Source organism: Betaproteobacteria bacterium (assembly GCA_009693245.1).
Taxonomy (GTDB): Bacteria; Pseudomonadota; Gammaproteobacteria; order Burkholderiales; family SHXO01; genus SHXO01.
On record SHXO01000073.1, the window covers coordinates 1 to 16,504 of the forward strand.

Sequence of the window (16,504 nt, forward strand, 5' to 3'; positions counted from 1 at the left end):
AAACAGGCCGCCTGAACCGTTCGCCAGACGCGCCGCCGAGGGTGGGAACCGACTCCGGGCTACGCCCTTCGCCGTTTCCCACCCTCGGCAGAAAAAGCGGACAATTCATGTGCTACAGAACCGGACAACTCTAAAAACCCGCGACACGATTTTTGGCTTTGGTATTGGGATTAGCCGCTTGGAGCGCTAGCGTGGCCGACGTCATCCGGGTGTGGACGGATGATAGGGGACACGTCCACTACGGTAATGTCGCGTCCGATATACCCCCTGAACGCATTCTTGAGGCGCCGCCCTTGCCCACCGCGCAAGAGCAGGAGGCCGCGAGGGCACAAATGGCCAAGAACAAGGAGCGGCTCTCGCAATGGGAATCCGCCCGGCCGTTGGAAATAAGCAGTGGCATGGATGAAGGTGCCGCGTGTGAGCGGGCCATGCAAGCGGTCGAATTCTTGTGGCAATACCCCGAACTGGTGTTGATGCGGCCCTTGAGTAGCGGCGAGATCGCCTGGATGAGCACGGAGGAGCGCGTGACCTATCTCGCCGCCGCCAGGCAGCGCGTGCTGGAACAGTGCGAATCCGGGCGCGGGGCCAGCATGGACGAACTGGCGGTGGTATTATTTTGGCCCCGCACGGCGCGGGCGCAACCAGAGCTCATCGTCTTCCCCTTGCCCAACCCGCCCATCACGGCGGTGCCAGTTCGGCGTATCAAAGGTGCGCGTCCTGGTACATCGATACCTAGCATACCGGCCATTGAATTCGTGGGTTCCAGACCTCCGGTATCCGTGCCCCAGCCGGCCAGTGCGCTCTTGGGCTCCAAACCTCCAACGTCTGCAACCAATCCAGGCGCGGGATCCTTCAAGTAAGGCGAGGCCATACATTAGTTGCCTATTCCAGCGTCATCGCGTAGGCGCCATTTCGTTCGTGTAGCATCCCTGTCGTACGGGTCTTGCTTCGTACCCGATCTTTGATGACTGTGGGAGCGCAACATGGCGCACTGGATCTGGGCCGTGGCGGGCGCGGGGCTGTCTTGGGCTCTGGCCTATCGCGAAGCGAACCGCTGGATTTGGGCGGTGTGTGCCGCGGTGTATTTGTTGGCTGCTTCGTTTGCCTCCGCGTTTTCCTTCGTGACGCTGGCTATTCTGGGGACGTTCTACATAGCCGCTTGCGCCATCGTTCTGGTTCCAAGACTTCGCCGCGCCTTCGTGAGCGACCCGCTGTTCGGATGGTTCCGGCGCGTGATGCCGCAAGTGTCCACCACGGAGAAGGAGGCGCTCAACGCCGGTACCGTCTGGTGGGACGCGGATTTATTTTCGGGGCGCCCGGACTGGAACAAACTCCTAGCGTTTCCCCGCCCTGCTCTTAGCAAGGAAGAGCGCGATTTTCTCGATGGTCCCGTGGAGGAATTGTGCGCCATGACCGACGATTGGGAAGCGACCTATGAGTTGAACGACCTGCCGCCCAGCGTGTGGCAGTTCATCAAGGACGAGGGCTTCCTGGGAATGATTATCCCAAAGGAATATGGAGGACTGGGATTTTCCGCCTATGCCCATTCGCAAGTGATCACCAAACTCGCCACGCGCAGCGCCCCGGCCACGGTGGCGGTGATGGTGCCCAATTCCCTGGGGCCCTCCGAACTCTTGCTGCACTATGGCACTGACGAACAGAAGCATTACTACTTGCCGCGTTTGGCGCGAGGATTGGAAACGCCGTGCTTCGCGCTTACGGGGCCCGACGCAGGGTCCGATGCCGGCGCCATTCCCGATCACGGAATCGTGTGTTACGGCACTCATGAGGGCCGCCAAGTGCTGGGAATGCGATTGACGTGGGACAAGCGCTATATCACCCTAGGGCCGGTGGCGACTCTTCTGGGTCTCGCATTTCGTCTCTACGATCCGAACCGGTTCCTGGGCCAAGAGCAGGACTTGGGCATCACGCTGGCACTCGTTCCCACCGGTCATCCGGGCGTCAACATCGGGCGGCGGCACTTTCCGCTCAACGCATCCTTCATGAACGGGCCCAATTCGGGCAAGGATGTATTCATTCCCATGGAGTGGGTCATCGGCGGGCAGGAGCGCGTGGGGCAGGGATGGCGGATGCTCATGGAGTGTTTGGCCGCTGGGCGTTCCATCTCGTTGCCGTCCTCCAGCGCCGGGATGGCGCAGATGGCCGCCCGCACCACGGGAGCCTATGCCCGCATCCGCCAGCAATTCCGCGTGCCCATCGGAAAGTTCGAGGGTGTGGAAGAGGCGATGGCGCGCATCGGCGGCAACACGTACATGATCGATGCCGTGCGCACCCTTACCGCGGGTGCGGTGGATCTGGGAGAGAAGCCTTCCGTATTGTCCGCCGTCGCCAAGTACCATTGCACGGAGCGCGGCCGCACAGTCATCAACGACGCCATGGATGTGCATGGTGGCAAGGGCATTTGCCTGGGGCCGAACAACTATCTCGGGCGCGCTTACCAGCAAGCTCCCATCGCCATCACCGTGGAAGGCGCCAACATTCTCACGCGCAGCATGATCATCTTCGGCCAGGGAGCCATTCGCGCACATCCTTACGTGCTGAAGGAAATCGATGCGGCGGGATACGCGGACGAAACGACGGGTGCGCGTTTGTTTGACCAGGCCCTGTGGAGTCATGGGGCCTTTCTCGCCGGAAACGCCGCACGCTCGCTTTTTCTGGGCCTGGGGGGGGCGCGCCTTAAACCGGTGCCCGGTTCCCGTGATCTGAAGCGGCACTTCCAGAACCTCTCCAGGATCTGCGCGGGCTTTGCGTTCATGGCCGATCTTTCAATGTTGGCGTTGGGCGGGGCGCTCAAGCGCCGCGAAAAACTCTCGGGCCGCTTGGGGGATATGCTGAGTTACATGTACCTTGGATCCGCGGTGCTCAAGCGTTTCGAGGACGAAGGCCAGCAGCAAACGGATCTTCCTTTCGCGCGCTGGGCGCTGGAGGAATGTTGTTACCGCGCGCAAGAGGCGGCCTATGGCGTGTTCGACAATTTTCCCAACCGGGTCATTGCCGCGCTCATGAAGCGCGTCGCGTTTCCCTTCGGGCGCCGCTTCAAGGCGCCCAGCGACGACTTGGGCCAGCGCGTGACCCGGCTCATCATGCAGGCGTCCCCCGCGCGCGAGCGCTTGACGGCGGACGTGTATTTCGCCAGCAGCGAAGCCGATCCCGTGGGACGCCTGGAGCTCGCGCTGGGTGCCGTGGCCGCCGCCGAGGCCGTCGAGGCCAAGGCGAGAAGCAAGGGAAAGGTTCATCGCGCCATGCCAGCCTCCATGAGCGAGCAAGTGGACGTGGCCTTGAGCGCCAACACCATCTCCGCCGAGGAAGCACAACTATGGCGGCGCTATGAACAGTTGCGCAAGGCGTGCATCATGGTGGATGACTTTCCCCAGGACGTGGGGCGCCGAACGACGCCGAGGGAGCAAAATAAACCAGACCGTACGGCAGAGCAGCGTGGCATGCCAGAGAAGGCCGAAGCATGACGCAGCTACCCACCGGAAAGGAGCCGGTCATTCGAGTCGTGCCCATGCTGAAGGACGCCAACGCGACGGGAGATATTTTCGGCGGCTGGATCATGTCGCAAGTGGATATCGCCGGTTCCATTCCGTGTTTTCGATTGGCGAAGGGTAGAGTCGCCACGGTGGCGGTCAATTCCTTCGTGTTCAAACAACCTGTTTTTATCGGGGATCTGGTGAGTTTTTACGCCGGGGTAAAACGCGTGGGCCGCACATCCATCACGGTGGACGTTGAGGTCTATGCCCAGCGCGGAATGGAAGAGGAGGTGTGTGTGAAGGTGACCGAGGCGACACTGACCTATGTCGCCGTGGACGACAGGAGGCAACCCCGGCCTGTCATGAAGTAAGTCTTTAGGTCAGTACTTGAGGAGAGCATCATGAAAAATAGGCTGTACATCGTCTGCATGCTGTTAGGTTGCGCAACTACCGTGGAAGTACAAGGAGCAGGGTTCGCCCTCCTTGAGCAAAGCGCAAGCTCGGTAGAGAATTCCTTCGCGGGCACCGCGGCCGCCGCCGAAGATGCCAGTACCGTGTTCTTCAACCCCGCGGGGTTGGCGCAACTGCGAGGAATTCAGGGCATGGTGGCGGTGCATGGAATCGACGTCACCACCAAATTTTCAGGAATGGGAGCGAGCGCGCTTTCCTTGGGGACTGGCACTGGAGGCGATGCGGGCGGCCTGGCTGTCGTGCCCAATATCTATTTCAGCATGCCCGTGGGAGAAAAGCTGGCCTTTGGCCTTGGGATCAACGCGCCCTTTGGTCTTAAAACGGAGTACGAGAGCACCTGGTTGGGCCGCTTTCAAGGTATCAAGTCCGATTTGAAGACCCTCAACGTGAATCCTTCCATGGCGTTCAAGGTGAGCGACGCCGTTTCTGTTGGTGCAGGGATTAACTGGCAAAGGGCGCAAGCGGAGTTAACCAATGCCGCGCTACTGCCTGGGCCGGCCGAAGTCCGGTCCCGGTTGTAGGCCGACGACTAAGCCTGGGGATGGAATGCGGGCGTGCTATTACAACTCGGGCCAGACATGCGTCTTGGCATTGCGTATCGCTCCAAATTGGACTACACGTTGCGGGGCAGCGCCTTCATCACCACCATCGCGGGAGCGCCGGTGATTACCTATTCAGCTCAAGCCGGCGTTACTTTTCCGGATATCGCGACCTTGAGCGTGCTGCAAAAGTACGGTGAAAAATGGGAACTGCTTGGGGATCTATCGTGGACTCACTGGAGCGAAATTGACAGGGTCAACGTTATCAACCGGGTGGATGGTGCGGCTCTCGATCAGTTGGTTTTTCGTTTCAACGATGCTTGGCGGTTCGCAATTGGGGTGAACTATCGTCCCGGCGAACGCTGGACCATTAAAGGCGGCGTGGCTTACGACGAATCCCCGGTGAATGGAAGCAACCGTACCGTGCGCTTGCCCGATAGCGACCGCGTATGGACTTCCATGGGGGCGAAGTACCGGTTCTCCGATGCGGGTGCCGTTGATATAGCTTATGCGCATCTATTCTCCGGAAGCGGTTCGATCGATAACACCCGAACCGTGGCGGGCCCGGTCAGTACGACTGTCACGGGTAAGTACGATGCGTCGGTGGATATCTTCAGCGTGCAGCTGAGCATGGCGTTCTAGGCGGTACGCGCATGAGACAAGTCGCGGTACTCGGGGCGGGCGTGATGGGTGCGCAAATCGCGGCCCATCTTGCCAACGCCAATGTTCCTGTATTGCTCTTCGACCTTCCCGCGAAAGAGGGCGACCCGAATGGCGTTGTGCACAAGGCCATCGATAACCTGGGGAAGTTAGAACCTAGTCCCATCGCCAGCAAGGCCAAGCTTGCACATATCGAAGCTGCGAATTACGACCAGGATCTCGGCCGGCTTGCCGGGTGCGATCTCATCATCGAGGCCATCGCCGAGCGCGTGGATCTGAAAAAGGCTTTGTACGAACGTATCGCGCCTCACGTAGGCGCGGACGCGGCATTGGTGACCAATACTTCCGGTTTGTCCATCCGCGCACTCTCTGGCGTGTTACCCGCGCAACTCAAGCCGCGTTTTTGCGGCGTGCATTTCTTCAACCCGCCGCGCTACATGTATCTCGTGGAATTGATTCCCGCGCCGGGGATGAATCTGGCCCTCCTGGACCGCCTGGAAACCTTCCTCACGACGACCCTGGGCAAGGGCGTGATACGCGCCAAGGACACGCCCAATTTCATCGCCAACCGCGTGGGCGTATTCTCGATCCTCACTGCTTTTCATCACACGCGGGTCTTCGGCCTGGGGTTCGATGAAGTGGACGCCATCACCGGCTCGCTACTGGGCCGCCCCAAGAGTGCCACCTACCGCACCGCGGACGTGGTGGGCCTGGATACCTTGTCCCACGTCGTCAACACCATGCGTGAGGGGCTAGAGGAGGATCCGTGGCATCCTCATTTTCAGTTGCCCGATTGGTATCGGAATTTGCTCGGCCAAGGCGCGTTGGGACAGAAGACGCAGCGAGGCATCTATCGAAAGCTGGGCAAGGACATCCATGTTCTTGACGCGAACTCGAAGGAATATCGCGCCTCGCAGGGGAAGGCCGATCCGGGCGTGGTGGATATATTGAAGCTGCGCGATGTAGCGGAACGCTTGAGCGCGCTGCGTGCCTCCTCCCATCCGCAAGCCAAATTTCTGTGGGCTTGCCTTCGTGACATGCTGCATTACTGTGCTGTACACTTAACTAGTATCTCTGATAACGCGCGGGACCTGGATCTGGCGGTGCGGTGGGGATTCGGCTGGAACCAAGGTCCCTTCGAGCTATGGCAGGAAGCCGGCTGGCACAAGGTGGCAGGCTGGATCGCCGCCGACATTGCCGCCTGCAAAGCGCTGGCGAAAGTGCCGCTGCCACCATGGGCGACGGAGGAAGAGCGCCTAGGAGTGCATCGCGCGCAAGGTTCCTTCGATCCCGCATCGAATACCTATACGCCACGCCGGAACCTTTCGGTATACCGGCGCCAGCATTATCCCGATACCCTCGCGGGGGAGGAACGCAAGTATGGCGATGCCATCTTCGAAACCAGCGCGGTGCGCCTATGGCATGCCGGAGACGACATCGGTGTCGTGAGTTTCAAGAGCAAGATGCACACTATCGGCGAAGACGTGCTGGAGGGCATTCAGCAGGCCATCGAAGAATCCGAGTCGCGCTTCGCGGGCTTGGTGATGTGGCAGACCGAACCGCCATTCTCGTTGGGGGCGAATCTTTCGGGGCCCTCTGCCCGTCCCGAGGGCGGAAGTAAACCCTCTGCGCTGGGCAAGATGTTCAAGAGTTTTCGCAAGGAGGCCGAGGCGGTGGTACTCAAGGCCGCGCGCAAACTTAACGTGGCGGATGCCTTGATGGCGGGACGCCTGGAAAAAGTGGAGAGCGTGGTGGCGTTATTTCAGGACACCACGAGCGCATGGAAGTACGCGAAGCTTCCCACTGTCGCGGCGGTGGATGGTATGGCTCTCGGGGGAGGCTGCGAGTTCGTCATGCACTCCGCGCGGGCAGTGGCGTCCTTGGAGAGTTATATCGGGTTGGTGGAGGCAGGCGTGGGTCTTCTCCCCGCGGGTGGCGGGTGCAAGGAACTGGCCTTGCGCGCGGCGGAAGAAGCGAAGGGTGCCGATCTCTTTCCCTTCATTCGCCGGTACTTCGAAACCGTGGCGAAGGCGGATGTATCCCGGTCCGCCGAGCAAGCAAGGGAATTGGGCTATCTGCGGCCTGGCGACCCCATCGTGATGAACCGCTTCGAACTATTGCACGTGGCCAAATGGCAGGCGCGCGCCTTGGCCGAGACCGGATACCGGCCGCCCCTGCCACCGCGTGCGATACCCGTGGCGGGGCGCAATGTCATCGCCACCTTCAAGGCTCATCTGGCGAACCTTTTCGAGGGGCAATATATCTCCGAGCACGACCGCCTGGTGACGGAGAAGATCGCCTATGTGCTGTGCGGCGGCGACCTAGACGCCGGCACACTCGTGGACGAGCGCTGGTTTCTGCAATTAGAACGGGAGTGTTTCATGGAGCTGCTCGCCACGGAGAAGACGCAGGCACGAATCGAGTACACCCTCAAGACTGGCAAGCCGCTCAGGAACTAGACTCATGGCAAAGCAGATTCAAGAAGCGTACATCGTGGCGGCGGTTCGGACGCCAGTTGGCAAAGCACCGCGTGGCATGTTCCGCCAAGTCCGGCCCGATGACTTGCTAGCACACGCTCTTAAGAGCGCGCTTGCCAAGGTTCCAAATCTTGACCCCGCCAGCATTGGAGACGTCATTGCCGGATGCGCGCAACCCGAGGCCGAACAGGGTTTGAACGTGGCGCGTGTCGCCTTGCTGTTGGCTGGGCTACCCAACTCCGTCGCGGGCATGACCGTGAATCGCTTCTGCTCCTCGGGGTTGCAAGCAGTGGCGCTAGCGGCGGACCGCATTCGTTTAGGCGAAGCGGAGGTGATGATCGCCGGGGGCACCGAAAGCATGAGCATGATCCCCATGGGCGGCAATAAGATTTCCCTGAGCCCGCGCATATTCGAACGCGACGAGAACGTGGCCATTGGCTACGGCATGGGCATTACGGCGGAGAAAGTGGCGGCGCAGTGGAAGGTAACGCGCGAAGATCAGGACGATTTTGCCGTGCGTAGCCACCAGCGAGCATTGTCCGCCATGGCTAGCGGAGAATTCACCGGCGAGACCGCGCCCTATTCCGTGGAGCGGCGGGTTGCGGATTTATCAGATCACAGAATCCGGGTCACGGCGCAATTGCAAGAATTCGATGAGGGGCCGCGCGCGGGCACGACCATGGAGGTCTTGTCCAAACTCAGACCGGCGTTCTCGGCTCAAGGATCGGTCACTGCCGGCAACAGTTCCCAGACTTCCGATGGCGCGGGTGCGCTCATACTGGCGAGCGAGGCGGCGATGAAACGTTTTGGTTTGATACCCCTCGCGCGCTTCGTGAGCTATGCAGTGGCCGGAGTGCCGCCTGAGATCATGGGCATCGGTCCCAAGGTTGCTATCCCGAAGGCGTTGTCTCAAGCCGGATTGAAATTGGACGACATGGCTTGGATCGAACTCAACGAGGCTTTCGCCGCCCAAAGCCTCGCGGTCATGCAGGACTTGGATTTGGATCCCGCCCGTGTTAACCCATTGGGAGGGGCGATCGCACTAGGACATCCGCTGGGAGCCACAGGTGCCATACGTACCGCTACCTTGGTACACGGGTTACGGCGGCGCAAGCAGCGCTACGGCATGGTGGCGATGTGCGTGGGAACGGGGATGGGCGCCGCCGGAATATTCGAAGCTCTTTGAGGCTTCGTTCGCGCTCCCCTTAGAATTCCGTATATCCCGTTCGGGCCTCGCCGGTGCCATGCCGCGCCGCTTTGTGCGCATGCATGAAGCTCATGAATTCGTGATCCGGAAGGGGAGGGCTAAAAAGAAAACCTTGCACGTGGCCGCATAGTTCGTTGCGTAGAAATCTGAGTTGGTCCACGTGGTCCACACCTTCCGCCACCACCTCCTTGCGCAGGCTATGGGGCATGGCAATGATGGTGGCGGTGATGGTACGCGCATCCTCGTCGTTGTTGACATCCAGAATGAAGGAACGGTCGATCTTGAGCAGGTGGAAAGGAAGACGCTTCAAATAGGAGAGCGAGGAATATCCCGTCCCGAAATCGTCGATGGCGATGCGCACACCAAGCTCGGCCAGGCGGTTGATGGTGGTTCTCGGCAAATCGCTTTCTTCCATCAATACGGTCTCCGTGATTTCTATTTCCAAGGCTCCTGGCGGCATGCCGGCATCCATAAGAGTGGCCTTGACGAACTTGAAGAAGTCAGCGCGTTTGAATTGCCGCGGCGATGCGTTGATGGAAATGCGCGGCGGCGCAATCCCCGCCATGATCCAGAGTTGATAGTGTTCGCAAGCTTTCACAAGAATTAATTCCCCCAAGGGTTCGATCAATCCGCTCGATTCCGCATGACTCATGAAATAGGCGGGTGCGAGCGTTCCGCGCGTTGGATGCTCCCAGCGTACCAGCGCCTCGACGCCGGAAACGGCCCCGGACTTCAGATCGAGTTGGGGCTGAAAGTGCAGTACGAACTGGTTGCTCTCCAGGGCTATACGCAGTTCGCGGTCGAGATTGGGGAGGTTCTGGGCCTCTTGGTTCATGCGCTCGTCGAAGTAAACGTGGTGGCCCTTTCCCGCCTCCTTGGCGCGGTACATGGCGATATCCGCGTTGCGGATGAGGGACTCGGGCGAGTTCGCGTCCGTTGGGTACAACGTGATGCCGATGCTCGCGCCAAGAAAACTTTGGTGCGGGCCTATGGCGAAGGGCTCCGTAAGGCGTTGAATGATATTGTTGGCGAGAATGCCCGCGTCCTTGCTGTCCGTGAGGGCGCTCAGGATGATGCTGAACTCGTCTCCGCTCAACCGGGCCACCGTATCCGCATCGCGCACGCATGCGCGTAGGCGGGCGGCCACGCCGCGCAGGACTTGGTCGCCGGCCTCATGGCCTAACGTGTCATTGACTTGCTTGAACAGATCCAGGTCGATGTAAAGCAACGCCAGCATATTTCCACTACGGGCAGCGCGCGCAATCTCCTGCACCAGCCGGTCGGTGAACAGCACCCGGTTAGGCAGCCGCGTGAGAGGGTCGAAGCGCGTCTGTAGAAAGAGTTGCTGGTCCTTCTGCATCGCGGTAACGGCGACGCCCAAACGGTCGGCGATATCGGCTATGCCAAGATCCTCGGCTTCATCGCGCGGGCGCGCAATGGAGCGCGCGGCGTAAAGGGCGCCGCTCAGGCCATCTTCTGTTTTGACGGGCAAGGCTAGCGCATCGAATCCTGTCTCGATGGATTTGATTAACCCGAGTTCCGTTATGCGATGACGCAGATCGCCGAAGTCCGTGAGAGGTCCGGTGGGCGCTTGCGACGTGCTGCCGGTTCGCACGGCATGTACGCCTTTTTCGTTACCGTAGATAACAAAATAAGTGCGGCTGATGCGCCCGGTTTTGGGTTCGCAGATGACGATCGCGGCTGCGTCGAGCCGGAGCACCTCGGACAATCTGGCAAGAAGCACATTGGCAAGTTGGTCGATGTCGGCACCGGACAGAATCAGCCGGTCCAATTCCGCCAGAAGCTTCAATACCTTGAACTGTCTTCCAATGCGGTGGCCCATGGCGTTGAAGGAACGGCTCAATTCACTTAACTCGCCGGATGCGTCCGCCTTCACCGACTGGGAGAAGTCATGAGTGGTGGCATTCGCTGTCGCATCGAGCATTGCCTTGAGAGGGTACAGCGTGCGCCGGATGTGCCAGAATCTAAGGAGTAGGGCCACTAGCAAGGCCAGTGTGGCTCCTAGGATCAAAGTGCTTCCCTTGTTGGCGGCGAGTTGCGAGATGCCGGGGTGGGCTGTCGTTAGCAGAATGGTCCAGCGCGCACTGCTAAACGCCATGGGTAACGATACGACACGTTCAACGGTGTACCGTGACTTTCCCGCCGTAAGCGCCGCATGCAAGGTCTTCCCCGGAGAAGCCGCTTCATGAAGCGCACGATCCACGGCTTCGCCCAGCGCGCCGGAACAAAGAACGGGAACATTTCCCACCAATAAGCAACGCTCCATCCGAGCGGGGAGAAACCCGGGCAATAAGCTTTTCGGATAGATTCGTGCCACCAGGAGCGGCCTGCCGCCTTCCGCCGTGTGTCCGAGCTTGAGAATATATAGCTCCTCGTTCGGAATGGCGTGTACTAGGATCAAACCTTTATCGAGGTCGTCACGCTGCTTCTCGTCCAACTCCAATTGCTCTATGCGTTCGCCGTGGCCAACACTGGTGTTAGCCATGCCCCAATGCATCGTTATTCCCAACGGGAGCGGTTGGCTAACCGCGGGATGATTGGAGTGCGCGGAGGCATTTAGAGATTGCGGGCCGTGCGCGTTGGAGATGAGATTGGCGAATTCGCCGGCGTGAAGCGAGACGAGTTTCGAGTGCAAGTTCGCCCATTCCGAGAGGTCGTGCTCCAAATGTTCCAAGATAGCGGTCTCGCTCCCCTCATGGACGAGCCAGGCCACGGCTAACGCGGGAATGAAGGCCCCCGCCAGGAATAGTACGAATATTCTGGTCGCGAGCTTGCTGCCGAATAGTGTTCGAGTGAAACCCGTCATTGTCCAGGGTGTGTGGGATCGCGCCGCTATATTGGGAATTCATAGCTAAAGGCGTGCGCGCTGCGCTGCGTCCTGGAATTTCGGTGCAATGGGCCGCCAGTCGCGGTTTCCAGACCTACGCGGCCGCTGGCGTAACCGTAAAGAACTGTAAAGGCCGCTCTAGGTGGACGGCGTTATGCGGACTGAATGTCCGTCCCGCGTAGGTTTGCCGGATGCCGGAACAAGGCCTCGCGCCACCGTGCGGCTTTGGCGGGGTCGCACGCTTGCATGTACTGCACTTCACCGGCTACCAGCGCGGCCACGGGTATCCCCGCGGCAAGGATGATACGGTTTCCCGCAAGGGCGGGCACCTTGGGGCCGGGGACGAGTGTCCCCGCCAGATTGAGGGGATCGGCGCCACTTAGGCACAGCAGTTCATCTTCCGCGCGGTCCGTGCGGCGTAGCGCCGAGATGGCTTCCGGTAGCGCGAATTGCTCGCCGGAAAATCCCGCGACAAACCGGCCACCGCGAATTTCGCCGCGCGCTTCCAGGCGCCGAAAGCACATCATCAATTCGCGCCATGGCGGCAACCAGTCTGCTTCGCGCGCCAGCATGTGCCAGAACACGATGCCGTAGCGCTTGAGAAGCGCGCGAGCAACATGTTCGATGAGACCGGAGGGTTTGTCCGGCTGCTTGCGTGCCGCACTTGCCGCGGCCCACCGGCCGGCGTCTTCGATGCCCATCACGGAGTGGCGCCCGCGCCCATGGGAACCAAAGGGCTTGCGCCGGTCCGAAGGCATCAGTAGCGCGCGCAGGCCGGCAAAACTGTCGGCGCGCACCCATCCCCTCGTTACTAATTCCCCCAGAGCCTCTTCCACGAAACTCTTGGGTAAACCGATGTCATGAGCGATGTCATCGAAGAAGGACGCGCCGCTGGTTCGCAGATGCTCCAGGACGGCACGCGCGTTGGAACTAAGCTTCGCGGAAGAATCATCTTCCTGGCTGCCAAGAAATGCCCATAGATGAGCGTGCTGGCGGTTGAGTAGTGTAATGGGGGAACTGCGCACTGGGCCGCGGCTGCGCGACGCTGCCCCGGCTGGCGGATTGAGCCGAGTCCACACCACTCTTCCCGCGCGGCACAGATCATCGAGCCACGTAGGTTCATAGTGGGCAAGCCGGGCCGGCAAGAGTTCGGACTCCCACGCGATGGCGGCGGCTTCAAAACCTTCCAGTTGCGAGAGCACGGCCGCCAAACCATCCGGACCCTCCATGCGATGAGCTGGGCCCACGCGTTGCCAGCGCAACAAGAAACGCATGAAGTCCGCGGCGGATACCGGCTCGATCTCCTGGCGCAAGCGTTTGAGGGTGTAGCGGTGGATACGCGCCAGCAGGCGGCGCTCGCACCACTCCAGGGCGTTTGCCGCGCCGGTGAAATGGCCACGAAGCGCGAACCCTTCCGCTTCGAGCGCAAGCAGAGCCGAATCGGTACGTGCCTCGGCGACACCCAGGGATTGCGCCAATACGCTTGCGGTGACGGGCCCCAATCCCTCTAGCCGTCCTCGCACCAATTCCGTGGTGGCGGCTTCCGGTGCCCAGGATTGATTTAACTCCGCGGGAATTTCTCCCGCGCCTTGGCCAACTCTAGATTCTGGATGAATGCACAGGATTTGCGCCAGGCGCTCCGTGCTGCACCATAGGGCGCGGGGCGCCGTGGGCAATAGGATCTGCGCGACACGCCGCTTGCGCGCCAATTCCTCCAGCAGCGGTATCCATGGGGTTTGGCGCTGTACCTCCTCGTCCGTGAGAAAGCCCAGCCACAGCAAGGCGTCGTGCAATTCGTCCGCGCTTTGCGCATCCGGCCAGGCTTCCTCGCGCACGCGCGCGATGGCCTGGGGATCCAGGCGCCCGATGTCCGCCGCCGATTGCGGATCGAGCCAGCGGCGGTTCACCACCGCCTGCGTGCGCCGTTCCTCCAGCGGTGCATCGTCGAGGAAGGCGTAGGGCTTCGCGGCGAGGATCTCCGCGGCCATGGGAGAAGGCATGGCCAAGTCGCGGCCTGTGATGCGCACATCGCCTTCTTCGATACGGCGCAACAGGCGCTCCAAACCCGCCACATCCATGGCTTCGTGCAGGCAGTCGGAAATGGTTTGATTTACCAGAGGGTGATCGGGAATCTCCCGCTCACCCGCGATATTCTCCAGGCACGCCAGTTGGTCGGGGAATACCGTGGCGATCAAATCCTCCGCTTGCATGCGCTGCAACTGCGTGGGAACGCGCTCGCCGCCGCGCTGGCGTAGCAGCGCCAAGGCGATTGAAGCATTCCACCTCCAGCGCGTGATGAACATGGGCGCATCGAGCAAGGCTTGCACGAGCACCGCGCGCACCGAACTGGAGTGCAGGTAACGCGCCACTTCCTCCAAGGCAAAACTATGCACAGCGGTGAGCGACAAGATGATGGCGTCTTCCGTGGCGGCGGCTTGCAATTCGAAATTGAACTTGCGGCAGAAGCGTTTTCTCAGCGCCAATCCCCAAGCGCGATTGAGGCGGCTGCCGAAGCAGGAGTGAATCACTAACTGCATGCCACCGGCCTCATCGAAGAAGCGCTCGAAGAAGATGTGATCCTGGGTGGGTAATGCGCCCAAAGCCGCGTGGGCGCTTTGCAAGTAATCCGCCAATTGCCGGGCTGCGTCTTGCCTCAAACCCAGATCAGCCTCCAGGCGCGCGGCGGCATTTTCGCCGTCATCTAAAAGCTTGTTGAGTTGCTGGCGTAGGCGCGACACGGATTGCGAGACTTCGTCTGTACGCCCAGGCGCCTCGCCCAGCCAAAAGGGTATGGTGGGCGGAACATCTTGCGCATCGGCCACCCGCACGCGCCCGGCTTCCACGCGCAAAATGCGATAGGAACGGTTGCCCAGTTGAAACACGTCGCCCGCCATGCTTTCGATGGCGAAATCCTCGTTCACCGATCCGATGACGGTTTCTTCCGGTTGCAACACCACGACGTAATCGGCCGTGTCGGGAATGGTGCCGCCGCAAGTGATGGCCGTAAGGCGCACCCCTTGGCGCGGGCGCAGTTGCTTATGGACGCCATCCCGGTGCACCAGGGTGTGAGCGCGTCCGCGCTGCGTGGAAATCCCCTCGGCCAGCATTTTGGTGACGGCGTCGAATTCCGCGCGCTGCAAATCCCGGTAGGGCCATGCTTGGCGGTAGGCAGTGAAGAGCGCGTCTTCGTCCCATTCTTGGCACGCCACTTCCGCGGCGATTTGTTGCGCCAATACGTCCATCGGTTTCTCGCAGAGGCGCAACTCGTCCAACTCACCGCGGTGCACCGCGTCGATCAACGCCGTGCACTCCATGAGATCGTCCCGTGTCAGGGGAAACAGCCGCCCCTTGGGCAAGCCGCCCACGGCGTGGCCGGAGCGGCCCACGCGCTGCAAGAAGGCCGAGAGCGCGCGCGGGCTGGCGATCTGGCACACCAAGTCCACATAGCCCACATCGATCCCGAGTTCCAAGGAGGAGGTTGCCACCAAGGCTTTCAATTCTCCGCGCTTGAGACGTTGCTCCGCATCGAAGCGTTGGTCCTTGGCGAGACTTCCATGATGAGACATGACAGACTCTTTGCCGAGCTGGCCGGTGAGTGCGCGCGCCAGGCGCTCGGCCAGGCGGCGCGTGTTCACGAAAATCAGCGTGGAGCGATGAGTCTGAATCAATTGCACGAGCCGGTCATGGACTTGGCCCCACATCTCGGCGGACATGACCGCTTCCAACGGGGAATCCGGCAGTTCCAGGCTTAAGTCGCGCTCTCGCACGTGGCCCGTATCGATGATCTGGCACCGGGTGCCGGTACCGATGAGCCCCTTGGATATGCGTTGTGGATTGCCCACTAGAAAATTGGCCACCGATCCGATGGGTTTCTGCGTGGCGGACAACCCAATGCGGGTAATGGGGTGAGGGCAAAGTTGCTCCAGCCTCTCCAGCGTGAGGGCTAAATGGGCGCCGCGCTTGGTCTGCACGAGCGCGTGAATTTCGTCCACGATGACGCTGCTAGTGGTGGCCAGCATGCGCCGGCCCGACTCGCTGGTCACCAAGATGTAGAGCGACTCCGGCGTTGTCACCAGAATATGCGGCGGGTTGCGCCGCATGCGGGCGCGCTCGGCTTGCGGGGTATCGCCCGTTCGCACCTGGGTGCGAATGGCAACATCGCGCAGGCCTTGTTGCGCCAGATGTTCGCGAATGCCCGCCAGGGGATCTTCGAGATTGCGCTGAATATCGTTGGAGAGTGCCTTGAGCGGCGAGATATAGACCACCTGGGTTGCGCCGGGCAGCTCGTCCCGTACGCCCAAGCGAACCAGCGCGTCGATGGCGCTCAAGAAGGCCGCCAAGGTTTTGCCCGAGCCCGTGGGGGCCGCGATCAGCGTGTGATGTCCAGACTGAATGGCGGGCCACGCCTGCGTCTGAGCGGCGGTCGGCGAGGGGAACCGGCTACGGAACCAGGCGGTGACCGCGGGATGAAAATGGCCGAGAGCGTCCATGGCGGCATGGTCTTTGATGGTAGAGCGGATTATGCAACGGCTTCATCGCCTCGTGAGCCCCGATCCGTTATCCTTGAGAATTCCATCTGCATAGGAGGGCTCGTTGCCTAGCCCGGTCTTCGGAGGGCGTTCGCCCAAGCGGCTCCCCAGATTCATTCGTTGGTGCTTGGCCGGCTTGGTCTCCCTCCTTGTCGTGTTGGTCGTGGGTTCTGTCGCCATCGCGGCGCTTGGTATCACCTTGAACGCCTCGCCTTGGCGCGGCCAGCTCTCGGACGCCATGGGCCACGCCATCGGGCGCGAAGTGCGGTTCGAGGGACC

General features: G+C 60.9%; 10 protein-coding genes. 8 read left to right on the forward strand and 2 right to left on the reverse strand.

Annotated features, from left to right (window positions below; translation table 11 throughout):
* The first annotated feature begins 152 nt into the window (after window positions 1-152).
* The 7 genes from EXR36_11980 to EXR36_12010 all read left to right on the forward strand — a co-directional run bounded on the left by EXR36_11980 (window position 153) and on the right by EXR36_12010 (window position 8,827).
* On the forward strand, window positions 153-860 hold the full coding sequence (locus EXR36_11980) for a DUF4124 domain-containing protein (protein ID MSQ60328.1): 708 nt from the start codon (window positions 153-155) through the stop codon (window positions 858-860).
* A gap of 123 nt (window positions 861-983) precedes the next feature.
* Window positions 984-3,485 (forward strand): acyl-CoA dehydrogenase, encoded by a 2,502-nt coding sequence (locus EXR36_11985; protein ID MSQ60329.1) that lies wholly within the window; start codon window positions 984-986, stop codon window positions 3,483-3,485.
* Complete coding sequence (locus EXR36_11990) at window positions 3,482-3,865, forward strand: acyl-CoA thioesterase (protein MSQ60330.1); 384 nt, start codon at window positions 3,482-3,484, stop codon at window positions 3,863-3,865. The genes EXR36_11985 and EXR36_11990 overlap by 4 nt, the downstream gene beginning before the upstream one ends.
* Before the next feature lie 30 nt (window positions 3,866-3,895).
* On the forward strand, window positions 3,896-4,486 hold the full coding sequence (locus EXR36_11995) for a hypothetical protein (protein ID MSQ60331.1): 591 nt from the start codon (window positions 3,896-3,898) through the stop codon (window positions 4,484-4,486).
* Between the two features lie 33 nt (window positions 4,487-4,519).
* Complete coding sequence (locus EXR36_12000; GenBank protein ID MSQ60332.1) at window positions 4,520-5,146, forward strand: hypothetical protein; 627 nt, start codon at window positions 4,520-4,522, stop codon at window positions 5,144-5,146.
* Window positions 5,147-5,157: 11 nt separating this feature from the next.
* A complete protein-coding gene (locus EXR36_12005; protein ID MSQ60333.1) occupies window positions 5,158-7,623 on the forward strand; it encodes a 3-hydroxyacyl-CoA dehydrogenase/enoyl-CoA hydratase family protein in 2,466 nt (821 codons plus the stop codon).
* Window positions 7,624-7,627: 4 nt separating this feature from the next.
* Window positions 7,628-8,827 (forward strand): acetyl-CoA C-acyltransferase, encoded by a 1,200-nt coding sequence (locus EXR36_12010; GenBank protein MSQ60334.1) that lies wholly within the window; start codon window positions 7,628-7,630, stop codon window positions 8,825-8,827.
* A 19-nt stretch (window positions 8,828-8,846) separates the two neighbouring features.
* On the opposite strand, the gene EXR36_12015 is transcribed toward EXR36_12010, so the two are convergent.
* Window positions 8,847-11,675 (reverse strand): EAL domain-containing protein, encoded by a 2,829-nt coding sequence (locus EXR36_12015; protein ID MSQ60335.1) that lies wholly within the window; start codon window positions 11,673-11,675, stop codon window positions 8,847-8,849.
* Window positions 11,676-11,848: 173 nt separating this feature from the next.
* A complete protein-coding gene (locus EXR36_12020; GenBank protein ID MSQ60336.1) occupies window positions 11,849-16,186 on the reverse strand; it encodes a DEAD/DEAH box helicase in 4,338 nt (1,445 codons plus the stop codon).
* 103 nt (window positions 16,187-16,289) lie between these two features.
* Between EXR36_12020 and EXR36_12025 the strand changes: the two genes are divergently transcribed.
* Window positions 16,290-16,504, forward strand: a 215-nt coding sequence (locus EXR36_12025; protein ID MSQ60337.1) for a hypothetical protein, incomplete at its 3' end; no start/stop codon positions are given.